This is a genomic window from Pseudonocardia wallangbongensis, from assembly GCF_054486945.1.
Genome location: NZ_JBRERS010000007.1, coordinates 136,489 through 160,730, shown reverse-complemented (window position 1 = coordinate 160,730; position 24,242 = coordinate 136,489). Strand labels below are relative to the sequence as shown.

Below are 24,242 nucleotides of genomic sequence, written 5' to 3'. Positions count from 1 at the left end.
ACGCTAGGGCGGGGTCCTGACAGACTCGACGGGTGGCCGTCACCGACGAGGCGATCCTCGAGATCAAAGCGATGATCCGGTCCGGCGAGCTGCGCCCCGGCGACCGGCTGCCGCCGGAGAAGGAGCTGTCCGAGGCGCTCGGGCTCTCCCGCAGCTCGCTGCGCGAGGCCGTGAAGGCCCTCGAGGTGATCCGCGTGCTCGACGTCCGGCGCGGCGACGGCACCTACGTCACCAGCCTCACGCCCGACATCCTGCTCGACGCCATGTCCTTCGTGGTCGACATCCACCAGGACTCGTCGGTGCTGGAGCTGTTCGAGGTCCGCCGGATCCTGGAGCCGGCCGCGGCCACACTCGCCGTCCCGCGCGCGACGGCCGCCGACATCGAGCACCTGCGCGGCCTGCTGACGCAGGTGCACGGCACCACGTCGGTGGACGACCTCGTGGCCCACGACCAGGTGTTCCACCGCTACATCGCCGAGCTCGCCGGCAACGCCTACCTCACCAGCCTGCTCGAGACGCTCTCCAGCAGCACCCTGCGCGCCCGGATCTGGCGCGGCCTGTCCGAGGAGGGCGCGGTGGAACGCACGCTGACGGAGCACCGCGCCATCGTCGAGGCCCTCACGAGGGGCGACGCGGCGCTGGTGTCCGCCCACGCGATGGTGCACATCAACGGCGTGGCGGAGTGGCTGCGGCAGGCGGTCGGCTGACCCCGTAGTACAGGAAAGCCACATTCATGTACCTGCAGTACATGAATGTGGCTTTCCTGAACCTTCGGAGAGGCGGCCTACTGGTAGAGCAGCTCCTTGATCTCGGGGCTGTCGATGTTGGTCTTGTCGTACCAGAAGAAACCGGTGTCGATCACCTTCGGCAACTGTTCGCCGTGGAGGGCCTTGACCGCCGAGTCGACGAGCGCCCTCCCCATGCCGATCGGGTCCTGCGTGATAGCGCCGAGCATCTGGCCGTTGCGGATCGCCTCGAGCTGTCCCGCGCCGGAGTCGAAGCCGACGACGGTGAGGCCCTGCACCCCGCTCTCCTGCACGCCGCGGACGACGCCGATCGCGGAACCCTCGTTCGAGCCGTAGATGCCCTTCAGGTCCGGGTTGGCCGCGATGATCGCCTTGGTGATGTCGGCCGACTTCGCCTGGTCGCCGCCGCCGTACTGCGGCTCGAGCACCTGGATACCGGGCGCGTTGGCCGCCATCCACTCCATGAACCCGTCGCGGCGGTCGGTGCCGGACTTGCTGGTCTGGTCGTGCACGACCAGGGCGACCTTCCCGGCGCCGCCCAGTGCCTCCGCCATGTGCTTGGCGGCCTCGGCGGCGGCGGCCTTGTTGTCGGTGGCGGCCGTGGTGAGCGGGATGTCGCTGTCGACGCCGGAGTCGAACGCGATCACCGGGATGTTGCTGGTGCGCGCCTGCTGCAGCAGCGGCGCCGCGGCGCGGGAGTCGAGCGCCGCGAATCCGAGGACGTCGGGCTGGCGGCCGAGCGCGTTCTGGAGCATGTTGACCTGGGCCTCGACCTCGGACTCGCTGGCCGGGCCCTCGAAGCTGATCCGCACGCCCTGCTTGGCCGCCTCCTGCTCCGCGCCCTGCTTCACGGCCTGCCAGAACTGGTGCTGGAAGCCCTTCGAGACGATGGCGAGGTAGGGCTGGTCGCCGTCACCGCCACCGCCCGCGTCGGACGATCCGCCGCACGCCGCGGCCGTCAGCGCGAACGCGGCCGCTACGACGGCCGCTCCGATCCGGTGGATCCGCATGTCGATCGAGCTCCCTTGGTCGAGCGTGGATGAAGTCAGGCGGTGGTGCTCTTGCGCGCCCGGTCTGCATACACCGCGAGCAGGATCACACAGCCGAGGATGACGTTCTGCCATTCCTGCGGGATGGACATGATCTGCAGCCCGTTGTTGAGCACCGAGATGATCAGAGCACCGATGACCGTACCGACGATCGATCCCTTGCCCCCCGAGAGGGACGTCCCACCGATCACGACGGCGGCGATCGCCTGGAGCTCGTACCCCATGCCGGTGGCGGGCTGTGCCGAGCCGAGCCGAGCCGAGATCATCACGCCCGCGAGCCCGGTGAACAGGCCGGCGAGCGTGTAGATCAGGATCTTCCAGCGGCGCACGTCGATTCCGGAGAGCGCCGTGGCCTCCTCGTTGCTGCCGATCGAGTACGTGTAGCGCCCGAGCACCGTCTTGTTGAGCAGGACGCCGGCGATCACCGCCGCCAGCGCCAGGATGATCACGGCATTGGGGAAGTTTGCGCCGGGGATGATGCTGCCGATCGAGATGTCGATGTAGGCCGGGGTCTGGTCGAAGTAGATCGGCGTGCTGTTCGAGACGACCAGTGCCAGCCCCTGCGCCACCAGCATCATCGCCAGCGTCGCGATGAACGGCGGCAGCCCGAGGACCGCCACGTTGAGCCCGTTGACCAGGCCGATCAGCCCGCCGAAGAGGATCGCGCCGAGCACGCCGAGCGGCAGCGGGATCCCGGCGTTCACGATCAGCACCCCGGACATCACGGCGCAGAGCGCCATCCCGGTACCGATCGACAGGTCGATCCCGCCGGTGATGATCACGAACGTCGTCCCGAGCGCGAGCGTGCCGATCACGACCGTCGAGAACAGGATGTTCGTGATGTTGCCGTAGTTGAAGAAGTTCGGGCTGACGATCGAGAAGATCACGAAGATCACGAGCAGGCTCGCGAACGCGAGGAACTGCTGCAGCCCGGCCCGCAACGTGTGGCGCACCCCGGCGGGCGCCACCTTGCGCTGCTCCTCCTCGGGGGCGGCGGTGGGGGTTGTCAACTGACGGCCTCCGTCTCCGGACGCAGGGTGGCGAGGTGCATGACGCTCTCCTGGGTTGCTTCGGCTGCATCGAGCTGCCCGGTGACCCGGCCCTCGCTCATCACGACGACCCGGTGCGACATCCGCAGCACCTCCGGCAGCTCGGAGGAGATCATGATGATCGACTTTCCTTGGGCCGCGAGGTCGTTCAGCAGCCGGTAGATCTCTTCCTTGGCGCCCACGTCGATCCCGCGGGTCGGCTCGTCGAAGATCAGGACGTCGCAGTCCTTGACCAGCCACCTCGCGATGACGACCTTCTGCTGGTTGCCGCCGGAGAGGAACTTGGCGGTCTGCTCGATCGACGGGGTCCGGATGCGCAACGAGTCCACGACCTCGCGCGATCGCGTCCGCATCGCGCGGTCGCGCACGAACCCCCAGGACTGGAACTTCTCGCGGATCGAGCTGAGCCCGATGTTCGCGTTGACGTCCTGCTCGAGCAGCAGGCCGAGGTGCTTGCGGTCCTCGGACAGGTAGCCGATCCGGTGCTTCGCGGCCTCGGCCGGGCTCGCGATCCGCACCGGCTCGCCGCGCAGCTCGACGGTGCCGGACTCGACGGGATCGGCGCCGACGAGCGCGCGGGCCACCTCGGTGCGGCCGGCACCCATCAGGCCGGCGAAGCCGAGGATCTCGCCCTCCCGCAGGTCGAACGAGACGTCCTTCAGCAGTTCCTTGGTGGACAGGTCGCGCACCGAGAGCACGACGGGCCGGTCGTCCCGCACCCCCTCGGGCCCGAGCCCGCCCGCGATCTCCCGGCCCACCATCCGCGAGATGACCTCGCTCATGGATGTCGTGGCCGTATCGAGGGTGTCGATGTAGCGGCCGTCGCGGATCACGGTGATCCGGTCGGTGATCGCCTTCAGCTCGTCCATGCGGTGCGAGATGTAGATGACGCCGGTGTCCGGGCGGCGGAACCGCCGGATGAGGTCGTGCAGCACCTGCACCTCGGCGTCGTTCAGCGCCGCGGTGGGCTCGTCCATGATCAGGATGCGGGGCTCGTAGGAGAGCGCCTTGGCGATCTCGACCATCTGCTGCTTCGCGACGGTCAGGTCGCCCACCCGCTGCCGCGGCTTCAGCGGCAGGTGCAGCCGCTCGAGCAGCTCGGTGGCCTTCGCATCGAGGGCACGCTCGCCCAGGAAGAGCCGGCCGGCCCGGGGCTCGCGGCCGATGAAGAGGTTCTGCGCGACCGTGAGGTCGGGCATCAGGTTGAACTCCTGGTGGATGATGCTGATGCCCTGCTCGAGGGCGTCGCGCGGGCCCGTCACCCGCAGCGGTTCCCCGTCGAGGAAGAACTCGCCCTCGTCGGGGGTGTAGATGCCGGACAGCAGCTTCATCAGCGTCGACTTGCCCGCGCCGTTCTCCCCGACGAGCGCGAGCACCTCGCCGTGGCGCAGCTCGATGTGCATGTCCTGCAGGGCCCGCACACCGGGGAAGCTCTTCCCGACGCCACGGGCCTCCAGCAACAGCGCCCCGGTCACCTGACGACGCCCTTCCGGAGGATCGCGTTGCCGTATACCCGGGTCTCGCCGGTGCGCACGATCAGGTACGCGGGCGCGGCGGCGTCGTAGAACGCGTACCGGTCGAGGAACCGCACGTCGCCCGTGCCGGCGGCGGTGATCAGGTCCTTCTGCACCGGGAGCTCTCCGCCGTCCGGGGTGGCCATGAGGTCGACGGCGGGCGCGTCGTCGAGCGGCAGGACCGTGCGGATCGCGGCCATGAGGTCCGGCGTCGCGACGCCGGGCAGGTCGAGCACGCGAGCACCGAGGCGGTGGGCCGGGAAGTGTGCGTCGGCGAGCACGACGGAGTCCGAGTGCCCCATCGCGTCGAGGTGGGCGAGCAGCGGCCCGGTCAGGAGCGGGTGGATGCCGGAGAGCACTACTCCTCCTCTGCGGAGAGTCGGTAGACGCGTCGCGCGGTGCCTTCGAGGATCTTGCCCTGCTCCTCCTCGGTGAGCTCGCCGAGGAGCCCCGACACGACCTCCCAGGTGCCGGCGTAGCCGGCGGTGAGCAACGTCATCGGCCAGTCGCTGCCCCACAGCAGCCGGTCCGGGCCGAACAGTTCGAGCGCCGCCTCCCACGCCGGGCGGATACCCGCCACCGTGAACGGCTCACCGCGCACCTGCAGGCCGGACACCTTCGCAACGGTGTTCGGCCGGGCGGCCACCGAGGCGAACGCCTCCCGCCACGCCGGGAAGTCCGCCCTCCCGTGGGGCGGCTTGCCCAGGTGGTCGAGCACGACGGCGAGCCCGGGCAGCGCCCCGGCCAGCTCGGCGGTGGCGGCGAGGTGGCGCGGCCACGCGTCGGGCACGTCGAACGGGAGGCCGCGCTCGGCGAGCACGCCCAGCGAGGTGCGCACGGCCGGCAGCGCGAGGAAGTCGTCGCGCGGGTCGTCGTGCACGAGGTGGCGCACCCCCCGGAACGCGGGGTCGGCGGCGAACCGGTCGAGCTGCGCCGCGGCGACGGCCGGGTCGTCCAGCTGCACCCAACCGACGACGCCGGCCACCCAGCGGTGCTCCCGGGCGACCTCGAGCATGAACTCGGTGTCGGTGAGCGAGTCCTCGGCCTGCACGAGCACCGCCCGGTCCACGCCGACCGTGCTCAGCTCACCTTCGGCCCGCTCGGCGGTGATCGTGGTGTGCAGCGGCCCGAGCTCGGGGATGATCCACGAGTACGCGCTGCGCCGCAGGTCCCACAGGTGCAGGTGGGCGTCGATCACGGGAGGAACCCCTCCGCGGCGAGCTGCTCCCACAGCGCGTCCGGGATCGGCTCGGCGATCCGGGCGACGTTCTGCTCGATGTGCGCGGGTTCGGTGGCGCCGAGCGCGATCGAGCGGACGGCGGGCTCGCGCAGCGGGAACTGCAGCGCTGCGGCCGGGAGCTCGACGCCGTGCTCCGCGCACACCGTCGCGAGCCGCCGCGCCTTCTCGACGACCTCGGCGGGGGCGTCGCCGTACTCGTAGTGGGCGCCCGGTCCCGGCGTCGACGTCGAGAGCAGCCCGGAGTTGAAGGCGCCCGCGACGACGATGCCGACCCCGCGCTCCCGGCACAGCGGGATCAGCTCGGGCGCGGCGGGCTGCTCGAGCAGCGTGTAGCGACCGGCGACCATGAGCAGGTCGAGGTCACCGGTGCGCACTCCCGCCAGGTGGGCCGCCACCGACTTCGAGCCGATGCCCACGGCGCGCACGAGGCCCTCGTCGCGCAGTCCGACCAGTGCGGGCACGGCGCTGCGGACGGAGCCCTCCACGTCGTCGTACTCGTCGGGGTCGTGCAGGAACAGCACGTCGACGCGGTCGAGGCCGAGGCGCTCCAGGGACTCGTCGAGGCTGCGGCGCACGCCGTCGGCCGAGGGGTCCCACACGCGGCGCGGGTCGGCGGGCACCACGAACCCGCCTTCCTCGTCCAACTCATCTGATGTTTCCGGGCTGGGGACGAGCCGCCTGCCGACCTTGGTGGAGACGACGAACTCGGCGCGCGGCTTGGTGGCCAGGAAGGCACCGAGCCGCCGCTCGGCGAGCCCCAGCCCGTAGTGCGGCGCCGTGTCGAAGTAGCGGATGCCGCAGTTCCACGCGGCCTCCAGAACAGCGCGCGCCTGCTCGTCGGACATGGCGGTGAAGAGGTTGCCGAGGTTCGCGCCGCCGTAGCCGAGCTTGCTGAGCTCACCCACCCCGCCGGCTCCGCCGGCTGCCGTCCCCCGGGGCGGAGGCACGCGGTCAGGCATCACGCGACACCGTGTGCCCGGCGAGGGATGCGGCGCGCATCTCGGCGCCCGCTCCGGGCTCGGTCGGCGTCCGGTACCGGCCGCCGCTCACCCGGACCGGCGTGACGAAGTGCTCGTGAAGGTGGTCCACGAACTCGATCATCCGCCCATCGAGCCGCCCGGACACGGCGACGTAGTCGAACATCGCCAGGTGCTGCACCGCTTCGCAGAGGCCCACACCACCGGCGTGCGGGCAGACCGGCACCCCGAACTTGGCCGCGAGCAGCAGCATCGCGACGTTCTCGTTGACGCCCGCCACGCGCGTCGCGTCGATCTGGAGCACCTGCAGCGCGTCGTGGGCGAGGAACTGCTTGGCCATCACCCGGTTGGCCATGTGCTCACCGGTCGCAACCGGGATCGGGGCGATGCCGCGGGCGATGGCGGCGTGGCCGAGCACGTCGTCCGGGCTGGTGGGCTCCTCCACCCACGCGAGGTCGAAGCTCGCCAGCTCCTTGATCCACGCGATCGCGTCGGCGACGTCCCAGCGCTGGTTGGCGTCCACGGCGATCCGGACGTCCGGCCCCACGACCTCGCGGGCGATCCGCAGCCTGCGCACGTCGTCGGCGAGCTCGCCCCCGACCTTGAGCTTGATCTGGTCGAACCCCTCGGCGACCGCCTCCCGGCACAGGCGCGCGAGCTTCTCGTCGTCGTAGCCGAGCCAGCCGGGGGTCGTCGTGTAGGCGGGGTAGCCCTCGCGCAGCAACCGCTCCTCCCGCTCGGCGCGGCCGGGCTCGGCGGTGCGCAGGATCTGCAGCGCCTCATCAGGGGTGAGGGCGTCGGTGAGGTAGCGGAAGTCGACGAGGTCGACGAGCTGCTCGGGCGTCATCGCGGCGAGGACCTGCCACAGCGGGCGGCCCTCCCGCTTGGCCCGCAGGTCCCACAGCGCGTTGACGACCGCGCCGATCGCCATGTGCATGACGCCCTTCTCCGGGCCCAGCCAGCGCAGCTGCGAGTCGTGCACGAGGTCGCGCCAAGTGGCACCCATCTGCGCGAGGACCGGCTCGACGTCCTTGCCGACGAGGTGGCCTGCGAGCGCCTCGATCGCGGCCACCTGCACGTCGTTGCCCCGGCCGATGGTGAAGACGAACCCGTGGCCGGAGTCGCCGTCGTCGGTGCGGATCCGGACGTAGGCCGCGGAGTAGTCGGGGTCGGGGTTCATCGCGTCCGACCCGTCGAGCTGGAGGGAGGTGGGGAACCGCACGTCCGCGGTCTCCAGGGCGGTGATGCGGCTCACGCACAGTCCTTTCTGCCGATGCGCGGCTCACCGTAGACATCGGATGTCTACTGGTCAAGGCGTCCTGCGCCCCGCTGCCGGCATCGACACCGGGTAGGTTCCTCCCGGGACATCAGATCTTTCGACGACCTCGACCGTCTTGGAGCCGCGATGAAACTCGCCCGCCTCGGACCCGCCGGAGCCGAGATCCCGGCACTCGTCACCGACACCGCGACCTACGACCTGCGGGGGCTCGCCCGCGACATCGACGGCGGCTTCCTCGTCAGGGGCGGTCTGGACGACGTGCGCGCGGCCGCCGATGCGGGCTCGCTCCCCGAGCTCTCGGGCGCGACCGACCTGCGCGTCGGTCCACCGGTCGCCCGCCCCGGCGCGGTGATCTGCATCGGGATGAACTACGCCGCGCACGCCGCCGAGTCCGGCGCAGCGCCGCCGGACAACCCCGTGGTGTTCTTCAAGACACCGAACACGGTCGGCGGCCCGGACGACGGCGTCGCCATGCCGCGCAGCGAGAACGCCAAGGTCGACTGGGAGGTCGAGCTCGGCCTCGTGATCGGCAGCACCACCGCATACCTCGACTCGCCCGAGCAGAGCCTCGCCCACGTGGCCGGCTTCGTGGTGGCCGACGACCTGTCCGAGCGCTACGCCCAGATCGAGATCTCCGGCGGCCAGTGGAGCAAGGGCAAGTGTGCGGCCGGCTTCTGCCCGACCGGGCCATGGCTCGTCACGCCGGACGAGGTGGAGCACGGCAACCTGCGCCTGCGCAGCTGGGTGAACGGCGAGCCGCGCCAGGACTCGAACACGAAGGACATGATCTTCGGCGTCGAGTTCCTCCTGTGGCACCTGTCCCAGCACATGACCCTCGAGCCGGGCGACCTGGTGATCACCGGCACCCCGCAGGGCGTCGGCCTCTCCGGGAAGTACCCGTTCCTGAAGGCGGGCGACGTGGTGGAGATGGAGATCGAGGGCCTCGGCCGCCAGCGGCACACCATGGTGGACGGCCACTGATGGCGGGGGACTTCGACGGGCTGGTCGCGGCCGTCACGGGCGGGGCGTCCGGGATCGGGGCGGCCATCGCACAGCGCCTGATGGCTGACGGTGCCCGCGTCGCCGTGCTCGACCGGGACGTGAGCAACCCGCCGGAGGGGGCGCTCGCCGTGCAGGCCGACGTCACCGACGACGCCTCGGTGCGCGCCGCGGTGGATCGCGTCCTGAAGGAGTGGGACCGCCTCGATGTGCTGGTGAACAACGCCGGGGTCGGGTCGCAGGGCACCGTCGCGGACAACCCGGACGACGAGTGGCACCGGGTGCTGGACGTCAACCTGCTCGGGATGGTCCGCGCCACCCGGGCGGCCCTCCCGGCGCTGCGCCGGTCCCCGGCCGCGGCGATCGTCAACACCGGTTCGATCGCGGCCACGGCCGGCATCCCGCAGCGGGCCGTCTACAGCGCCAGCAAGGGCGCCGTGCACGCCCTCACCAGGGCGATGGCGGCGGACCACCTCGCCGAGGGCATCCGCGTCTGCGCCGTTGCCCCGGGCACCGCCGACACCCCGTGGGTCGGGCGGCTGCTGGAACGGGCCGACGACCCGGCTGCCGAGCGCGCCGCACTGGAGGCGCGCCAGCCCCACGGTCGGCTCGTGTCGGCCGACGAGGTGGCGGGCGCGGTCGCCTACCTGGCAAGCCCGCGCTCGACGTCGACCACCGGCATCGTGATTGCCGTCGACGGCGGAATGCAGGAGCTGAGGCTGCGCCCGAGGAGCTGACCCACCGAGCGCTCACACACCAACTCCGTCGCTCACACATGAACTGCAGTTGGTGTGCGAGCGCGGATGTTGGTGTGTGAGCGGATCGCTCGTCGCCAGCTCCGGGTGGTAGCCGTTCCGCAGGGCCAACACCGACGTCGGCGGCGTCAGGACCGGAACCTCCCCGTCCGGCACGGGAACCGGGTCGGACCAGCCGGCGAAGGAGAAGGCCAGCAGGCGCCCGTCGAACACGAGCCGTGGGCCGTCGGACAGCACCACCGCGCCGTCGGGGAGATCGTGGGCGGGCGCGGACCACATACGGCGGTCCGCGGCGCGAGCCACGCCGCGCCCGGGTCGGAGCCGCTCCGCCCGCAGGCGCCGGTTCAGCTCGCCCGCCCGGATCGGTCGCCCGATGCCCTCGGACACCGCGTCCCGGTACGACCGGTAGGCGGCGTACCGGCACTCGCCGCAGGGCCGGTGCCCCGCCGCCAGGGCCACGGCATCGTCCATGAAGAAGACCGGGGTCCAGCGTCCCGGGCGGGCCAGCCCGACCCGGCGGCCGCGGAACGCCGTGACGCACGTGATCCACAGGTCGCCCCGGTGGTGGCGGACGACGTTCCCCGCGTCGTCGACCAGGCACCCGCGGTTCCCGGTGAACCTCCCCCGGTCGGGCACGGCGTGCAGGTCGCCGAACGGGTCGACCCGGTTGCGCCGGGGCATCACCCGCGGGGCACCCGCCCCATCAGGAAGAACTCCGGGTTCGGCCGCAGCGCCGTGAGGTGCGCGAGCCGGTTGGACATCGCGAACAGCGCGGTGATCGCACCGATGTCCCAGATCTCGTCGTCGGAGAGACCGGCATCCCGGGCGACGTCGAGGTCGGCCTCGGTGAGGGAGGCCGAGTCGGTGGCGACGAGCAGGGCCAGGTCGACGATCGCCCGCTCGCGCGCGTCCAGCTCGACGCCCCACGGGTTGCTCGCCACCCGATCGGCGATCTCCGGATCCTTCGTGCGGATCCGCAGGACGGCGCCGTGGGCCACGATGCAGTAGGTGCAGTGGTTCGCGCCCGACGTCGCGACGACCACCAGCTCGCGCTCGGCGCGGCTCAGCCCGTCGTCGGAGTCCATCAGCGCGTCGTGGTAGTCGAGGAAGGCCCGCAGCTCCGCGGGCCTGCGGGCGAGGGCGCGGAAGACGTTCGGCACGAAGCCCGACTTCTCCGCCACCGCGCCCACACGGGCGCGCAGGTCGTCGGGCATGTCATCCAGCTCGACGTGGCCGAACCGGCTCACGGGGACCGCTTCTGTCATGCCCCGACGCTAACGCCCCCGGCCGTTCCCCTCATACCGCTCGACGCGCGGTCGCCGAGCAGGGACGATGCGGGCATGGCCGTGCCCGAGGAGGTTCGCACGCGGCTGTCGCAGTGGTGCGCCGCGCGCGTCCCCGTCGGGGAGCGCGACCAGCGCCAGATCGCCTACACGATCCACGGCGACGCGGTCACGATCCTCGAACGCAGGCCGCCCGCGTATCCGGAGCTCGGCCAGGCCTGGTCGGCCACACCGATGGCGCGCCTGGTCCGCAGGCCCGACGGGTGGCAGCTGGACCGCCCCGCCGGCCGCGGCGAGTGGCGGCCCGACGCCTCCGGGAGCGACCCGATCGAGCTGCTGGAACGGGTGCGGGCCTAGGGCCTAGGAGGTCCTGAGCAACTCCGGCCGTAGCGAACGGCGTCCAGGTGACCGCGTCGCAAGGCGGCCGCATGTGGCCGCTCCCGCACCAGACTGCCGATCATGCCCGTCGGGCAGTGGGCTTGATCAGCTCCTAGCGGCCTAAGCCCCCGCCTGTCCGATGCGGGCGGCCGTGCGCGCCGATCCGCCGTTGAACGGCACGACCTGGCCGCCGGCCGTGCGGCCCCGGATCACCAGCGCCGACGCGCGCTGCAGCACGCTCAGCAGTGTGGGGCTGTCGCCCCGGGCGCCGTCCGGCCCGATCACGGCGACGATCCGGGGGGCCACGGCACTGAGCAGCAACCGCTCGACGCCGAGGCCACCAGCGCCCAGCACGAGCACGACATCGGCGCTGTCGGGCGCTGGGAGCGTGGACAGCAGCGGCTCCACCGGCATGAACGACACGAACCCGAGGGCCGCGGGGCTGGTCTCGCCGAGTGCCCCCCAGGCTTCCGCGAGACGTGGGGCCCCCTCCTCCAGGCGCTGGAGCAAGGTGACGCGCAGCTGGTCGTCGCGCTGCTCCCGGCGAGCGGCGCCGAGTGCCTCGACGGCGGCCAGGTAGCCGGCTGCGGCGCGCTCGCGCAACGCGCTGACCGCCCGCTCGTGCTCCGGCGCCATGGCGGTGGCCGGGCTGAGCGCGGCGAGCTCGTCGGCGAGCGCGTCGAGCCGGCGAGCCGCGTCGACACCCGAGCCGTGGACGGCGAACTCCAGGACACCCCTCGCTAGCTCCTGGGCGGCGTCGACGTCGGGTGCCGACAGCGGCGAGTCGGCGCCGAGGAACAGCACGTCGTGGCGGAGCGCGCTCACCGAGCGGGCCGCCGTGGCCACGCACTCCAACGCGTCGGCGATCTCGGCGAGCTCGTTCTCGTCGGCCGGTACCGGCACACCGAGGTCGGCGCACGCGGCGTCGACACGCGCCTGGCGCTCGACGAGCTCCAGGTACTCGGTCACCCGGTCGATGTCGTCCTCGGTCTCGGGCGGTTGCGTGCCGACCCGCGCCACGTCGAGCACCGCCTGTACGTCACGCTGGGCCGCCGACCGGAAGTACGAGCGCGAGCGGCCACCCGCGGCGAGGAACCCGCGGTACCGGACCAGCGCCTCCGCCGCGTCCGGCGGAGGCGCCGCCGTGAACGACACCGGTGGTGCGGAGCGGGTGTTGTCCAGGACGGCGATGACCTGCGCGGTGTCCTCGAGCATCTGGTCGAACGCCGTGCGGTGGTGCCCGTAGATCAGCTCGGACAGCAGGTGCCACGCCCACTCGTGCTCGGTGCGCGACGGCATCGCCGCGAGCGAGCGCTCGACGCCCTCCGCGACGGACGTGACGGCGGCGCGACGGTCTTCGCCGAGGTCGGCGAGGAGGGTGGGCAGCACCCACTCGCCGTCGCCTGCTGCCTCGGATCCCGCGGCGAGCGCGCACAGCTGCGCGACCTCTGCGGGATCCGGAAGGGCCGGCTCGGCCGGGAGGAGCTGCTCACCGCGGGCACGGCGCTCCGGTGTGGACGTGGCGAGCAGGCGCCTCAGCTCGCGCAGCTCGCCGGGCGGCAGCGCCGGCAGGTGGGGGAGAGCGCGGTCGACGGAGTCACCCGGCAGTGCGGCGCGGACGGCGGCGAGCTCGGCGGGCGCTGCGCCCGTGACGACCACGCGCCTCCCGTCGGCGAGCAGTGCGGCGACGGCCCGGGCGGTGGCGGGCGCGTCGAAGTCCTCCAGGACGACCAGCGTGTTGTCCCGGACGGCCGAGACCAACGACGCCGTGTCCTCCACGGGCGCGCGCGGCGCTGGGGGGAGCTCGGCGACGGAGGCCGCGAGTGCCTCGGCCAGCCTGCGCACTCCCGGTGGCACGGCGCCGGCCGCGATCGCGTGGTGGATGTGCGTCTGAGCGTCCGTGGTGGACTGGTCCGTTCCCGCCGCTGCGAGACGGTCGACGAAGACGGCGAGGTCATCGGCCTCGCCGCGCTGGTCCGCCGTTCCGACTTCGAGCACGTCGTCACCTCCGCTGCCACCGGCCGGGCGGTGGTCACCCTGTATCGCAGGCGCCGTCCGAATGTTGCACCTGTGGGTCATGGACGACAGCGTTCGGCGATCGCCGAGCGCCGGAACGGCCGCTTGCGGCGGCGTCCGGCCACCCGATCAGGGCACGGAGGGGTCATTCGGGCGCGCGTCGTGGACGTAAACGATTAAGACACGTGAACGATGCGCAGCCGCTCGACGAACGGACGGTTTCACGCGATGAACGGTGGCTGCCTCACGACGATTCGTCCGGCGGTCGGCGCGTGCGGAGATGGACCACGGCGAGGCACGCGACCGTGACCGGGATCCAGGCGAACTGGGCCCAGTAGAAGAAGGGCACCCCGGCGAGGCGCGGCTCGACGGAGTTGAACCACGGCGTCACGAGGGTGAGGAACGGCACGAGCAGGAGCAGGCGCCACGGGCTCACGGGCGTCATCGTACGAGCCGGGGTGCCGCTGCGAACCGAACAGCGGCACCCCGGCTCCGGCGTACGTCCGACGCTTACGCCCCCAGGCGGAGTTTCAGCGCCTCGAGCTCGTCGCGCATCGACGTGGGCAGACGGTCCCCGACCTTCGCGAACCACTCCTCGATGAGCGGGAGCTCCGCCTTCCACTCCTCCGGGTCGACCGAGAGCGCCGCCTCGATGTCGGCGGCGGTCACGTCGAGGCCGTCGCGGTCCAGCGCGTCGGCGGTCGGGACGTAGCCGATCGCGGTCTCCGTGGCGGCCGCGGTGCCCTCGATCCGCTCGACGGCCCACTTCAGCACGCGCGAGTTCTCCCCGAAGCCGGGCCACAGGAAGCCGCCGTCCTCGCCGCGGCGGAACCAGTTGACGTAGAAGATCCGCGGCAGCTTGTCGGCGTCGGCGCCCTTGCCGATGTTCAGCCAGTGCTGGAAGTAGTCGCCCACGTTGTAGCCGATGAAGGGCAGCATCGCCATCGGGTCCCGACGCACGTTGCCGACCTTGCCCACGATGGCGGCCGTGGTCTCGCTCGACATCGTGGCGCCGAGGAACGTGCCGTGCTGCCAGTCGCGCGACTCGGTGATCAGCGGGACGGTGGTCTTGCGGCGCCCGCCGAACAGGATCGCCGAGATCGGCACGCCTGCCGGGTCGTTCCACTCGGGTGCCACCACCGGGCACTGGGAGATCGGCGTGGTGTAGCGCGAGTTGGGGTGGGCGGCCGGTTTGTCCGAGTCCGGGGTCCAGTCCTCACCCAGCCACGACGTCAGGTGCTCCGGCTCACCCTCGAGGCCCTCCCACCACACGTCGCCGTCGTCGGTGAGAGCCACGTTCGTGAAGAGCGAGTTGCCCTTCTCGATCGTGCGCATCGCGTTCGGATTGGTCTTCCAGTTCGTGCCCGGGGCCACGCCGAAGAAGCCGAACTCGGGGTTCACCGCATAGAGGCGGCCGTCCTCACCGAAACGCATCCACGCGATGTCGTCACCGACCGTCTCGGCCCGCCAGCCGGGCACCGTCGGCTGCAACATCGCGAGGTTCGTCTTGCCGCAGGCCGACGGGAACGCCGCCGCCACGTAGTAGGCCTTCTCCTCCGGCGAGATCAGCTTGAGGATCAGCATGTGCTCGGCGAGCCAGCCCTCGTCGTGGGCGATGGCGGACGCGATCCGCAGCGCGTAGCACTTCTTGCCCAGCAGCGCGTTGCCGCCGTAGCCGGAGCCGTAGCTCCAGATCTCCCGGGTCTCCGGGAAGTGGCTGATGTACTTCGTGTCGTTGCACGGCCACGGCACGTCCTGCTCACCGGGCTCGAGCGGGGCGCCCACGGAGTGCAGGCCCTTCACGAACGAGTCACCGCGGTCGGCGAAGAGCGACAGCACCGACGCACCGATCCGAGTCATGATCCGCATCGAGACGACCACGTACTCCGAATCGGTGATCTCGACGCCCAGCATGGGGATCTCCGCGTCGGTCGGGCCCATGCAGAACGGGATGACGTACATCGTCCGACCGCGCATGCACCCGCGGTAGAGATCCGTCATCGTGCTCTTCATCTCGGCCGGCGCCACCCAGTTGTTGGTGGGGCCCGCGCCGGCCTCCTCCGCGCTGCAGATGAAGGTTCGCTCTTCGACGCGCGCGACATCGTCCGGGTCGGAGGCAGCCCAGAACGAATTCGGTTTCTTCGACTCGTCGAGCTTCACGAAGGTGCCCGCCTCGACGAGCTGCGTCGTCATGCGGTCCCACTCCTCGGCGGAGCCGTCACACCACACGACGCGGTCCGGGGCGGTGAGATCCGCGACCCCACGCACCCAGGACAGCAGCTCCGCGTTGGCGGTGGGCGCTCCGTCGATCCCCGGCACGGTCATCGCAGTCATATCGTCCTCGCTCCTCGCCGGCTGCCCGGTCCTGGAAATGCTACGCACACCCGACCCTGATTCGGGTGGGTGTGCTCTAGGGAGATGGGCCCCGACGGTACCTGCGGACACGTATTCCATGCACGGCGAGTGGCTGTCGGCTCACTCACAGGACCGATCAGGTAATCGATTCAGAGGAATCGAAAGCGCTTTCCTCGAGATTGGGTTCTCGGGCGCCGGTCGAGGCGTAGCTCGGGGTGCGGGCGGGTACCCGCGCGCTGTGAGCGCCCACACTCGATCGGCCCCCCAGGACCGTGGACGGCACCGCCACGGGCGCGTAGCGTTTTGAACACGTTCAAAAACCGGGGAGGGCCCGATGGCCGCCGAGATGATCCAGTACATCGTCCTGCTCGCCGTATCGGTCGTACTGACGTTCATCGTGGGGAGGCTCCTGGTCCGCGCGGGCGAGCCGTTCCTGCAGGAGGTCTTCCACGACGAGAAGGTCACGCGATCGGTCAACCTGCTGCTCTCGGTGCTGTTCCACCTGGTCACGCTCGGGGTGCTGGCGATCATCTCGGTCACCGACGTGTCCGGCGACAACCCGCTCCAGACCTTCGTCGTGAAGCTCGGCGTGGTGCTGCTGACGCTCGGCATCGCCTACGGCATCTCGATGCTCGTGCTCATCCGGGTGCGTGAACGCAGGCGGGCCGCGGAGATCTCCGAGCAGGTCCAGGAGCGCCTCGCCGAACGCGGGATCGGTGAGCCCGGCCACCAGTGACCACGGCTCCCGGGAGCACCCGCGACGCGATCGTCGGCGCCGCTCTGGAGCTGTTCCGCGAGCGCGGGTTCGACGGCACGACGATGCGTGCCGTTGCCGACCGAGCCGGCGTCTCGGTCGGCAACGCGTACTACTACTTCTCCTCGAAGGACGAGCTGGTCCAGGGCTTCTACGACCAGCTCGTCGCCGAGCACCGCGCGCTCGCGCTCCCCGAGCTCGCCGGGCACACCGGCCTGGCCGGCCGGCTCGGCGTCACGCTCCACACGTGGATCACCGCCGCCGGCCCGTACCGGGAGTTCGCGGGCCGCTTCTTCGCGGTGGCCGCCCAGCCCGGCAACCCGCTGTCGCCGTTCAGCCCGGATGCGGGCGCGGCCCGGGCGGCCGCGGTCGACCTCTACCGGGAGGTGCTCGCGGGCGCCCGGGTCGACCTCGATCCCGAGCTGGCGCGCGAGCTCCCCGAACTGCTGTGGCTGCAGCACCTCGGCGTCGTGCTGTTCTGGGTGCACGACACCTCCCCCGACGCCGCCCGCACCCGCCTGCTCGTGGACCGCACCGTGCCGATCGTCGCGCGGCTCGTCCGCCTCTCGCGGCTACCGGTGCTGCGCCCGCTCGGTCGCCAGGTCGTCGACCTGGTCCGGTCCCTCAGGGAGTGAGGCATGCGGCTGCCCTCGCCCTGCCTGGTCGTGCTGGCCGGACCCGTCGCATCCGGCAAGTCGACCTGGGCGGCGGAGCACTTCCCGCCGGACGCGGTGGTCTCCGGCGATCGGCTACGTGCGCTGGTCGGTGCGGGGGAGGACGACATCGCGGCGAGCGCGGACGCGTTCGACCTGCTCGACGCGGTCGTCGACCGGCGCGTGGCTCGCGGGCTGACCACCGTCGTCGACACCACCGGGCTCGACGGCCGACGCCGGGCCACCTGGGTGCGCCTCGCCCGTGAACACGGGATGGCGTGCGTCGCCGTCGAGTTCGACACACCGGCCGGCGTCTGCCGGGCGCGCAACCGGACCCGCCCCCGACCCGTGCCGGCCGCGGTGCTGACCGCGCAGCTCGAGGCGTGGCCCGCGGTGCGCGCCGCGCTGGCCGGCGAGGGGTTCGACGATGTGCTCGCGCCCGAGCCGGTGCGGGTGGTGCCGCCGGTGTTCCTGGAGTCGGCCGCGGCCGTCGAACGTCAGCGGCAAACCCCCGTCGGAATCCGGTTCGCACTGCACCTCGGGGAGTTCCGCGGAGGTGCCACCGGGATGCGGCACCGGTTGCGCCAGATCGCGGTGGCGGCCGAGTCCGCGGGCTTCGACGCGATCTACGTGATGGACCACTTCCGGCAGATCCCGCAGCTCGGCCGGGCGTGGGAGGACTTCCCCGAGAGCTTCACCACCCTCGCCTGGCTCGCCGCGTGCACGGAACGGGTCCGGCTCGGCAGCCTCGTCACGGCCGTGACGCACCGCAACGTCGGCCACCTCGCCAAGATCGTCGCCACCCTCGACGTGCTCAGCGGCGGCCGCGCGATCTGCGGGCTCGGACTCGGGTGGTTCGAGGCCGAGCACCGGGCATACGGGTTCGAGTTCCCGCCGCGCGCCGAGCGGTACGCCCTGCTCGAGGACGCGCTCGCGGCGCTCCCGGTGCTGTGGGGCCCGGGCGGGAAGCCGTTCCGCGGGCGGGTGCTCGACCTGCCCGACACGTCCGGCTACCCCCGGCCGCTGCAGGAGCACGTGCCGATCGTGCTCGGCGGCGGGGGCGAGCGGCGCACGCTGCCGCTCGCGGCCCGCTACGCCGACGTCGCCAACGTGCTGGGGGATCTGCCGTCCGTGGCGCGCAAGGCCGGGGTGCTGCGCGAACAGTGCGCCCGCACCGGCCGCGAGGTCGAGCTGTCGCACCTCACCACCGCGCTGGTCGGCCGGGATCCCTCCGAGGTGGCCGCCCTCGTGGAGGCGCACCGGCCGCGGCCCGTCGACTCCGGCCGGTTCGCCCAGCAGGTGCACGCCGGCACCGTGGCCGACCAGGTCGGGCGGTTCCGCGAGCTCGCGGAGATCGGCGTGGCCGAGGTCGCGGTCCGCCTGCCCGACCTGCGCGACGCGGAGCCGGTGGCCCGGATGGGCGAGGTCATCGCGGCGTTCCGGGAGTGAGCACGATGCGCCCGCGCAACCCGCCGCCCGCCACCTTCCGGTAAGCCGTCGTGGCGTCCTCGAGCGCATGCACACCGGCCACCCTCGTCCCGATGGCCCCGGTCTCGACCAGGCCGACGAGCCGACGCAGCCGGTCGCCGTCGGCGCTGACGAGGAGGGTGTGCACGCGGATGCCGCGCAACGGCGCGGGCGCCGGGGTCGCTGCGAGGTGGGCGAACGCACCCCCGTTGCGCACGGCCTCGTGGGCGGCGACCCCGACGAGCGCGGCGTCGACGACCCCGCCCACCCCGCCGGGCACCAGCTCGCGCACGGCGGTGGGCAGGTCGGCGCCTCGGGGCACGACGTGCCGTGCCCCGAGCTCGCGCACGAGTCGCTCGTCGGCGGGAGCGGCCACTGCGACGACGTCCAGCCCGCGGTGGCGGGCCAGCTGCACGGCGTACCCGCCGACGGCACCGGCGGCGCCGGTGACGAGCAGCGTGGCGCCGGTGGGGAGGGCCAGCGCGTCGAGCGCCTGGTCGGCGGTGAGGGCGCCCAGGGGGATCGTCGCCGCCGCGACCGGGTCGAGGCCGCGCGGGGCGGGCGCTACCGCGGTGTCGTCGAGCACGACCTGCTCCGCGTGCGTCTTCAGCGGCCTCCCGAGCAGGTCGGACAGGCCGATCACCGCGGTGCCGACGGACAGGTCCACGCCGGGACCGGCCGCGTCGACGGTGCCGGCCACGTCCCACCCGAGGCCGTACCGGTCACGCGCCGCGGTGAGGCCGAGGCGCTGCAACGCACCGCAGGCGGTCGCCACGTCGACCGGGTTCACGGCGCTCGCCGCCACCGCGATCCGGACCTGCCCCGGCCCGGGCTCGGGAACCGGGGTCTCGATCAGCTCCATGCCGTCCGGCCCGTCGAGCCGCCGGGTCACCAATGCACGCATGGCCCCAGGTTCGGGGAGCTACTCTTCATCGGGAAGAAGGCACCTGGAAGTGCGTACGGCACGCGGAGGTGAGATGGCCACCCGCACCGCGAGCGAGCGCCGCGCGGAGGCGGCCCGGCGGTACGACGCCTACATCGCGTCCTGCCCCACCCGGCACCTGCTGGACCGGATCAGCGACAAGTGGGTCACGCTCGTGCTGTCGGCGCTGGCCGGCGGGCCGCAGCGGTACTCGGACCTGAGCCGGCGAATCGCCGGGGTGAGCCAGAAGATGCTCACCCAGACCCTCCGCTCGCTCGAGCGGGACGGGTTGGTGAGCCGCACCGTCACACCGTCGGTGCCGGTGCGGGTCGACTACGCCCTCACCCCGCTCGGTGACACGCTCATGCCGCTGCTCGCCCACATCAAGGAATGGGCCGAGCACCACATGGACGAGGTGGCGGCGGCCCGCGCCGGGCACGACGGCGCTAGCGGCTCCGCGCCAACCCGATGAACACCGTCAGAGCGACGAGAAGGAGCACTGCGGTGCCGGTCAGCGCGGTGACCTCGATGGCGCCGGTGAACGCGGCCCGGGCCGAGGACAGCAGCTCGGCGGCCGGCGTCCCGGTGAGCCGGTGCGCCACGCCGACCGCTCCGCCCAGGGTCTCGCGGGCCGCGGTGGCGTAGGTCGGCCCGACGCTGCTCGGCACCTCGACCGCACCCCGGTACACCGCCGAGAGCACGCTGCCGAGGACGGCCGTGCCGAGCACGGCACCGATCTCGTACGCCGTCTCGGACACGGCCGATGCCGCTCCGGCCCGGTCGGCGGGGGCCGCGGCGAGGATGGCGTCGTTCGTGATCGTCTCCGAGAGGCCGATCCCGGCCCCGACCAGCACGCTCGCCGCCACCAGCACCGCGAGGGCCGGACCGGCGCCCAGGAGCGTGCACAGCAGGTACCCGGACGCCGCCAGCAACAGCCCGGCCGGCACCAGCCCGCGCAGTGGGAACCGCCGGCCCAGCCGTGCGGCCGCCAGGCCGGCGAGCATCGTCACGACGAACCCGGGAAGCAGCACGAACCCCGCGTCCATCGGCGTCAGCCCCTGCACGAGCACGAGGAACTGCGCGGAGAAGAAGAGCAGACCGGTGAGCGCGAACATCGTGGTGGCGTTCGCCAGCGCCGAGAGCCGCAGCACCGGCGACGCGAACAGGGTGACGTCGAGCAGCGGCTCCTCGCCTGCGGCCCGGCGGGCCTCGGCCCGGCGCACGAAGAGGACGCCGGCCACGACCGCGACGAGGAGCGCCAGCGCGGCCACCGGCGTGACGCCGTCGTGCGCGACGATCTTCACGGCCAGCACGGCGGGCGCCATCGCGAGCAGCGAGAGCAGCACCCCGAGCGGGTCGAACCGGCCCGGGTGCGGCATGCGCGACTCCGGGAGCAGCGCAGGGGCGAGCACGAGCAGTACCAGCATCACCGGCACGTTGACCAGGAACACCGATCCCCACCAGAAGTGCTGCAGGAGCAGCCCGCCGACGATCGGGCCGAGCGCCGAACCCGCGGCGAACCCGGTGGCCCAGACCGCGACGGCGAACCGGCGCTGGGCGCGGTCCCGGAAGAGCGTGCGCAGGAGCGCGAGGGTGGCGGGCATCAGCATGGCGCCGAAGAACCCGAGCAGGGCTCGGGCGGCCACGAGGTGCGCGGCGTCCGCGGCGAAGGCCGCCACGAGCGAGACGGCGCCGAAGCCCGCAACGCCGACCACGAGCGTGCGGCGCCTGCCGACCCGGTCGCCGAGCGTGCCCATCGTCACCAGCAGGCCGGCCAGCACGAGCGGGTAGACGTCCACCAGCCACAGCAGCTGCGCCGCCGACGGCGAGAGCGCAGCGCTGATCGCCGGCAGGGCGAACCCGAGCACGGTGTTGTCGATCGTGACGAGCAGCGTGGGCAGGAGAAGCACGGCCAGCGCGCACCATTCACGGCGGCCGGCGCGGGCCCGGCGGGGAGCAATGACGGTCAAGGGCGTTCCTCGGGAGCAGCGGCTGTCGACTGTACCGTCTAGACGGTTTAGAGCGCCTGGTCATTCCCGTCACGTCCGACGGCCTAGACTCGCGAGGTGCCGAGCGCCCGCGATCGCGTGCTGGACGCCTACGAGACGCTCCTGATCGAGCACGGCGGTGCGGCCGTCACCCTGGATGCCGTCGTCGCGGCCGCGGGTGTGTCGAAGGGCGGGCTGCTCTACCACTTCGCGTCGAAGGAGGCCCTCGCCGCCGGGCTCCTCGACCGGCTGCGGGAACGCAGCGCGGCCGACGCCGATGCGATCCGCACCGCGCCCGACGGCGCCGTGGCCTACTACGTCCGCACGTCCGCCCCCGGCGGCGCCTCCCCCGGCGGCCTGACGCGCACCTACCTGGCCGTTCTCCGCCTGGCCGACAGCACCGCGGCCGGCAAGGCCGTCCGCGACGCGCTCGCGCGGGTCGACGCCGACGGATTCGCCGCGCTGCTCGACGAGCTGCACGACCCGGTGCTCGCCTGGCTCGCCCAGCTCGTGGGGGACGGGCTGTACCTGCGGACGCTCACCGGCACCCCGCTGCCTCCCGACCTGAGCGTCGACGACCTGCTGGGCCGGATGCGCCAGTACGCGCCGCGGCAGGCGTAGCTCGCACACCAACTTCTGCGCCGGCACACCAACTGCAGTTCGTGTGCGAGCGCCGATGTTGGTGTGCGACGGGGCTACTGCGGAGCCAGTCTTCGCACCACCGGCCGGAGCCAGGGCAGGTTCACGCTCTCCTGCACCGTGCGGGCGAAGAGCCAGAGCTGCACCCGCTCGGCGTCCAGGCCGGCCAGCTCGGCCATCCGCCGGGCGAGCGCGCGGGGATCGGTGAGCAGGCGGTCGCGGCAGTTGAGCACGTGCTGCAGGACGTCGTAGGCCGGGTCACCGACATACGGCTTGGGGTCGATGATCAGCCAGGGCTCCCGCCGGGACGCGAGCACGTTGTCCGCGTGCAGGTCGGTGGCCAGGAGCCGCCGGGCGACGTCCTCGCGCGGCAGCCCGCGGAAGAGCTCCACCCCCGCGCGGGCGAGCCCGGGGTCGAGCGCGCCGGGCTCCGCGGCGAGGTCGTCCTCGAACTCGCCGGCCCACCAGTCGCACATGCCGGCCAGCGAGCGGAACGGGTGCCCGGCCGGCGGCTCGCGCCACAGCCGCCGCAGCAGGCCGGCGACGACCTCGTCCTGCTCCGGCTCGGGGAGCGCGGTCCTGCAGGTGGTGCCGGGCGTGCAGCGCTCCAGCAACAGGGCCGTGGTCGGGCCGTCGACGTGCGTCTCGTACACCCGCACCGCGCCCCGGCCGTCCCACACCCGCAGCCCGGCGGCCTCGTCGCGGCCCTCGTCGTGGGTCCAGCCGACCTTCAGCACGACGTCGCGGCCCGCAGCGTCCCGCGCCGGTGCCACCCACGAGACCTGGCCCCCCGGCTGGAACGGCGCCCCGACGTCGAGCGACCACCGCTCGGCCAACCCGCCGACGATCTCCGGGAGCCGCCCGAGCCACTCCTCGCGCTCCGGCGAACCGTCCTCGGCAACGGACCCGGCCAGTGCCGCGGGGAGCGGGAGGGGGTCCACGAGATCCATCCTCCCGGCGCTGCCAATCGGATTGTCCGGAGGTGACCGGGGCAGTCACGATCGCCGCATGCTCCGGGCGCCCATCTCCGACCTGCACGCCTACTACGCGAACCACTTCGTCGAGGACGACCGGCTGCGCGCCACCGCGCACGGCCGGCTGGAGTTCGAGCGCACGCAGGAGCTGCTGCGCCGGCACCTGCCGGCCCCTCCGGCGCGGGTGCTCGACGTCGGCGGAGCCACCGGCGTCCACGCGCGCTGGCTCGCCGAGGACGGCCACACCGTGCACGTCGTCGACCTGGTGCGCGAGCACGTCGAGGTCGCCGGCGCGCTGCCGGGCGTGACGGCCGCCGTCGGCGATGCTCGCGAGCTCACCGAACCCGATGGGGCCGTGGACGCCACGCTCCTGATGGGCCCGCTCTACCACCTCGTCGACCGGGCCGACCGCATTCGTGCTCTTCGGGAAGCCGCCCGGGTGACTGCAGCCGGCGGGACGATCGCGGTGGCGGCGATCAGCCGGCACTCCGCGCTGCTGGAGATGGGGGCGCGCGACCGGGTCGACGACGTGACCGAGCCCCTGCTTCGGGAGATCATCGCGACCGGCTGCCACGACCCACGCCTCGGTTTCACGACCGCCTACCTGCACCGAGTGGACGAGTTCGCCGACGAGATGCAGGAAGCTGGGCTGCACGACGTGGACATCCTCGGTGTCGAGGGCCCGATGGGCGCGGTGCTCCGGGCCCTCGAACCCGAGCCGGCCGCCGCCCGGCTGCCGGCTGCGCTGCGCACCGCGCGGCTGCTCGATGGCACGCCGGAGCTCATCGCGGCGAGCTCGCACATGCTCGGCGTCGCTCGCGTCCGAACCACCCGCTGAACCAACGGCACTTCCGTCTGAACCTATCGGACGAGGGTGCCGTTCGTGCAGCTCAGCGGCCGGAGACCACTGCCTCCCGAGCGATCACCGGGAGCGGGATGGGCAGCCGGTGGACCGTGACGTTCCAGTAGCGGGTGTCCGGGTCACCGGCCCGCCATGCGTTGGCCAGGCGGGTGGTGGCGTCGGCGTCCGTGCGGCGGCGGGGGCGCGGGCGCATCCCGCAACGCCGCCGCACCTCGCGGTCCAGTGCCCGCCACGCGTCGTCGGCGGTGCTGTGCACGCTCACCGTGGCGGGCTCGTCCGCATCCCCGACGAGCAGGGTGTATGCGCTCACTACCTCGAACGACACTCCTCGCCCCTTCCCGGT

At 72.5% G+C, this 24,242-nt stretch carries 26 protein-coding genes; 10 read left to right on the top strand and 16 right to left on the bottom strand.

Features of this window, described 5'->3' with window-relative positions:
• Positions 1-32: 32 nt before the first annotated feature.
• Positions 33-707: a FadR/GntR family transcriptional regulator gene (locus tag ACU436_RS25385; protein ID WP_459029397.1), complete on the top strand. Its 675-nt coding sequence runs from the start codon at positions 33-35 to the stop codon at positions 705-707.
• Positions 708-784: 77 nt separating this feature from the next.
• On the opposite strand, the gene ACU436_RS25380 is transcribed toward ACU436_RS25385, so the two are convergent.
• The 7 genes from ACU436_RS25380 to ACU436_RS25350 are packed head-to-tail and all read right to left on the bottom strand — an operon-like array spanning position 785 to position 7,830.
• A complete protein-coding gene (locus ACU436_RS25380; RefSeq protein ID WP_459029396.1) occupies positions 785-1,756 on the bottom strand; it encodes a substrate-binding domain-containing protein in 972 nt (323 codons plus the stop codon).
• A 35-nt stretch (positions 1,757-1,791) separates the two neighbouring features.
• Entirely contained in the window at positions 1,792-2,805 is a 1,014-nt protein-coding gene (locus tag ACU436_RS25375) for an ABC transporter permease (protein WP_459029394.1), read from the bottom strand.
• A complete protein-coding gene (locus ACU436_RS25370) occupies positions 2,802-4,319 on the bottom strand; it encodes a sugar ABC transporter ATP-binding protein (RefSeq protein WP_459029392.1) in 1,518 nt (505 codons plus the stop codon). The genes ACU436_RS25375 and ACU436_RS25370 overlap by 4 nt, the downstream gene beginning before the upstream one ends.
• The gene (locus ACU436_RS25365) at positions 4,316-4,717 is read right to left on the bottom strand and encodes an RbsD/FucU family protein (protein WP_459029390.1); all 402 of its coding nucleotides are present in this window, start codon (positions 4,715-4,717) and stop codon (positions 4,316-4,318) included. Before ACU436_RS25365 ends, ACU436_RS25370 begins: the two co-directional genes overlap by 4 nt.
• A complete protein-coding gene (locus tag ACU436_RS25360) occupies positions 4,717-5,556 on the bottom strand; it encodes an amidohydrolase family protein (RefSeq protein ID WP_459029388.1) in 840 nt (279 codons plus the stop codon). Before ACU436_RS25360 ends, ACU436_RS25365 begins: the two co-directional genes overlap by 1 nt.
• A complete protein-coding gene (locus ACU436_RS25355) occupies positions 5,553-6,503 on the bottom strand; it encodes an aldo/keto reductase (protein ID WP_459029387.1) in 951 nt (316 codons plus the stop codon). Before ACU436_RS25355 ends, ACU436_RS25360 begins: the two co-directional genes overlap by 4 nt.
• Positions 6,504-6,549: 46 nt before the next feature.
• Positions 6,550-7,830, bottom strand: coding sequence for an L-fuconate dehydratase (locus ACU436_RS25350; RefSeq protein ID WP_459029385.1), 1,281 nt, complete (start codon positions 7,828-7,830; stop codon positions 6,550-6,552).
• Between the two features lie 150 nt (positions 7,831-7,980).
• Between ACU436_RS25350 and ACU436_RS25345 the strand changes: the two genes are divergently transcribed.
• Positions 7,981-8,835 (top strand): fumarylacetoacetate hydrolase family protein, encoded by an 855-nt coding sequence (locus ACU436_RS25345; protein WP_459029383.1) that lies wholly within the window; start codon positions 7,981-7,983, stop codon positions 8,833-8,835.
• A complete protein-coding gene (locus ACU436_RS25340; RefSeq protein ID WP_459029381.1) occupies positions 8,835-9,590 on the top strand; it encodes an SDR family NAD(P)-dependent oxidoreductase in 756 nt (251 codons plus the stop codon). Before ACU436_RS25345 ends, ACU436_RS25340 begins: the two co-directional genes overlap by 1 nt.
• A 12-nt stretch (positions 9,591-9,602) precedes the next feature.
• Here ACU436_RS25340 and ACU436_RS25335 read toward each other — a convergent pair whose 3' ends face one another.
• Both ACU436_RS25335 and ACU436_RS25330 read right to left on the bottom strand, forming a co-directional pair.
• Positions 9,603-10,289 carry a hypothetical protein gene (locus ACU436_RS25335; protein WP_459029380.1) on the bottom strand — a complete coding sequence of 229 codons (687 nt, stop codon included), beginning with the start codon at positions 10,287-10,289 and terminating at the stop codon, positions 9,603-9,605.
• Positions 10,289-10,873 carry a peroxidase-related enzyme gene (locus ACU436_RS25330; protein WP_459029378.1) on the bottom strand — a complete coding sequence of 195 codons (585 nt, stop codon included), beginning with the start codon at positions 10,871-10,873 and terminating at the stop codon, positions 10,289-10,291. The genes ACU436_RS25335 and ACU436_RS25330 overlap by 1 nt, the downstream gene beginning before the upstream one ends.
• 75 nt (positions 10,874-10,948) lie before the next feature.
• Here ACU436_RS25330 and ACU436_RS25325 point away from each other — a divergent pair, with 75 nt between their 5' ends.
• Complete coding sequence (locus ACU436_RS25325; protein WP_459029376.1) at positions 10,949-11,248, top strand: DUF3024 domain-containing protein; 300 nt, start codon at positions 10,949-10,951, stop codon at positions 11,246-11,248.
• A 141-nt stretch (positions 11,249-11,389) separates the two neighbouring features.
• Here ACU436_RS25325 and ACU436_RS25320 read toward each other — a convergent pair whose 3' ends face one another.
• The 3 genes from ACU436_RS25320 to ACU436_RS25310 all read right to left on the bottom strand — a co-directional run bounded on the left by ACU436_RS25320 (position 11,390) and on the right by ACU436_RS25310 (position 15,619).
• Entirely contained in the window at positions 11,390-13,267 is a 1,878-nt protein-coding gene (locus tag ACU436_RS25320; protein WP_459029374.1) for a hypothetical protein, read from the bottom strand.
• A gap of 262 nt (positions 13,268-13,529) precedes the next feature.
• Positions 13,530-13,721, bottom strand: coding sequence for a DUF3311 domain-containing protein (locus ACU436_RS25315; RefSeq protein ID WP_459029372.1), 192 nt, complete (start codon positions 13,719-13,721; stop codon positions 13,530-13,532).
• Between the two features lie 74 nt (positions 13,722-13,795).
• Positions 13,796-15,619: a phosphoenolpyruvate carboxykinase (GTP) gene (locus ACU436_RS25310; RefSeq protein WP_459029370.1), complete on the bottom strand. Its 1,824-nt coding sequence runs from the start codon at positions 15,617-15,619 to the stop codon at positions 13,796-13,798.
• A gap of 355 nt (positions 15,620-15,974) precedes the next feature.
• Between ACU436_RS25310 and ACU436_RS25305 the strand changes: the two genes are divergently transcribed.
• The 3 genes from ACU436_RS25305 to ACU436_RS25295 are packed head-to-tail and all read left to right on the top strand — an operon-like array spanning position 15,975 to position 18,496.
• On the top strand, positions 15,975-16,376 hold the full coding sequence (locus tag ACU436_RS25305; protein ID WP_459029369.1) for a hypothetical protein: 402 nt from the start codon (positions 15,975-15,977) through the stop codon (positions 16,374-16,376).
• Positions 16,373-17,029, top strand: coding sequence for a TetR family transcriptional regulator (locus ACU436_RS25300; protein WP_459029367.1), 657 nt, complete (start codon positions 16,373-16,375; stop codon positions 17,027-17,029). Before ACU436_RS25305 ends, ACU436_RS25300 begins: the two co-directional genes overlap by 4 nt.
• Positions 17,030-17,032: 3 nt before the next feature.
• Complete coding sequence (locus ACU436_RS25295) at positions 17,033-18,496, top strand: LLM class flavin-dependent oxidoreductase (protein ID WP_459029365.1); 1,464 nt, start codon at positions 17,033-17,035, stop codon at positions 18,494-18,496.
• Here ACU436_RS25295 and ACU436_RS25290 read toward each other — a convergent pair.
• Positions 18,474-19,418 carry an NADP-dependent oxidoreductase gene (locus ACU436_RS25290; protein WP_459029363.1) on the bottom strand — a complete coding sequence of 315 codons (945 nt, stop codon included), beginning with the start codon at positions 19,416-19,418 and terminating at the stop codon, positions 18,474-18,476. The genes ACU436_RS25295 and ACU436_RS25290 overlap by 23 nt on opposite strands.
• 73 nt (positions 19,419-19,491) lie before the next feature.
• On the opposite strand from ACU436_RS25290, the gene ACU436_RS25285 reads away from it, so the two are divergent.
• Positions 19,492-19,908: a winged helix-turn-helix transcriptional regulator gene (locus ACU436_RS25285; protein WP_459029361.1), complete on the top strand. Its 417-nt coding sequence runs from the start codon at positions 19,492-19,494 to the stop codon at positions 19,906-19,908.
• Here the strand turns inward: ACU436_RS25285 and ACU436_RS25280 are convergent.
• Positions 19,883-21,406: an MFS transporter gene (locus ACU436_RS25280; RefSeq protein ID WP_459029360.1), complete on the bottom strand. Its 1,524-nt coding sequence runs from the start codon at positions 21,404-21,406 to the stop codon at positions 19,883-19,885. The genes ACU436_RS25285 and ACU436_RS25280 overlap by 26 nt on opposite strands.
• Before the next feature lie 96 nt (positions 21,407-21,502).
• On the opposite strand from ACU436_RS25280, the gene ACU436_RS25275 reads away from it, so the two are divergent.
• Positions 21,503-22,045 carry a TetR/AcrR family transcriptional regulator gene (locus ACU436_RS25275; protein WP_459029358.1) on the top strand — a complete coding sequence of 181 codons (543 nt, stop codon included), beginning with the start codon at positions 21,503-21,505 and terminating at the stop codon, positions 22,043-22,045.
• A 74-nt stretch (positions 22,046-22,119) separates the two neighbouring features.
• Here ACU436_RS25275 and ACU436_RS25270 read toward each other — a convergent pair whose 3' ends face one another.
• Complete coding sequence (locus ACU436_RS25270) at positions 22,120-23,004, bottom strand: aminoglycoside phosphotransferase family protein (RefSeq protein ID WP_459029356.1); 885 nt, start codon at positions 23,002-23,004, stop codon at positions 22,120-22,122.
• Positions 23,005-23,071: 67 nt separating this feature from the next.
• On the opposite strand from ACU436_RS25270, the gene ACU436_RS25265 reads away from it, so the two are divergent.
• On the top strand, positions 23,072-23,875 hold the full coding sequence (locus ACU436_RS25265) for a class I SAM-dependent methyltransferase (protein ID WP_459029354.1): 804 nt from the start codon (positions 23,072-23,074) through the stop codon (positions 23,873-23,875).
• A gap of 52 nt (positions 23,876-23,927) precedes the next feature.
• Here the strand turns inward: ACU436_RS25265 and ACU436_RS25260 are convergent, their stop codons facing one another.
• On the bottom strand, positions 23,928-24,209 hold the full coding sequence (locus tag ACU436_RS25260; protein WP_345606267.1) for a hypothetical protein: 282 nt from the start codon (positions 24,207-24,209) through the stop codon (positions 23,928-23,930).
• Between the last annotated feature and the right edge of the window lie 33 nt (positions 24,210-24,242).

What these genes read in the sequence shown, in the direction of transcription:
- ACU436_RS25380 (WP_459029396.1), bottom strand. Translation starts at nt 1,756, where the DNA reads ATGCGGATCCACCGGATCGGAGCGGCCGTCGTAGCGGCCGCGTTCGCG.
- ACU436_RS25345 (WP_459029383.1), top strand. Translation starts at nt 7,981, where the DNA reads ATGAAACTCGCCCGCCTCGGACCCGCCGGAGCCGAGATCCCGGCACTC.
- ACU436_RS25340 (WP_459029381.1), top strand. Translation starts at nt 8,835, where the DNA reads ATGGCGGGGGACTTCGACGGGCTGGTCGCGGCCGTCACGGGCGGGGCG.
- ACU436_RS25335 (WP_459029380.1), bottom strand. Translation starts at nt 10,289, where the DNA reads ATGCCCCGGCGCAACCGGGTCGACCCGTTCGGCGACCTGCACGCCGTG.
- ACU436_RS25330 (WP_459029378.1), bottom strand. Translation starts at nt 10,873, where the DNA reads ATGACAGAAGCGGTCCCCGTGAGCCGGTTCGGCCACGTCGAGCTGGAT.
- ACU436_RS25325 (WP_459029376.1), top strand. Translation starts at nt 10,949, where the DNA reads ATGGCCGTGCCCGAGGAGGTTCGCACGCGGCTGTCGCAGTGGTGCGCC.
- ACU436_RS25310 (WP_459029370.1), bottom strand. Translation starts at nt 15,619, where the DNA reads ATGACTGCGATGACCGTGCCGGGGATCGACGGAGCGCCCACCGCCAAC.
- ACU436_RS25305 (WP_459029369.1), top strand. Translation starts at nt 15,975, where the DNA reads ATGGCCGCCGAGATGATCCAGTACATCGTCCTGCTCGCCGTATCGGTC.
- ACU436_RS25295 (WP_459029365.1), top strand. Translation starts at nt 17,033, where the DNA reads ATGCGGCTGCCCTCGCCCTGCCTGGTCGTGCTGGCCGGACCCGTCGCA.
- ACU436_RS25290 (WP_459029363.1), bottom strand. Translation starts at nt 19,418, where the DNA reads ATGCGTGCATTGGTGACCCGGCGGCTCGACGGGCCGGACGGCATGGAG.
- ACU436_RS25285 (WP_459029361.1), top strand. Translation starts at nt 19,492, where the DNA reads ATGGCCACCCGCACCGCGAGCGAGCGCCGCGCGGAGGCGGCCCGGCGG.
- ACU436_RS25265 (WP_459029354.1), top strand. Translation starts at nt 23,072, where the DNA reads ATGCTCCGGGCGCCCATCTCCGACCTGCACGCCTACTACGCGAACCAC.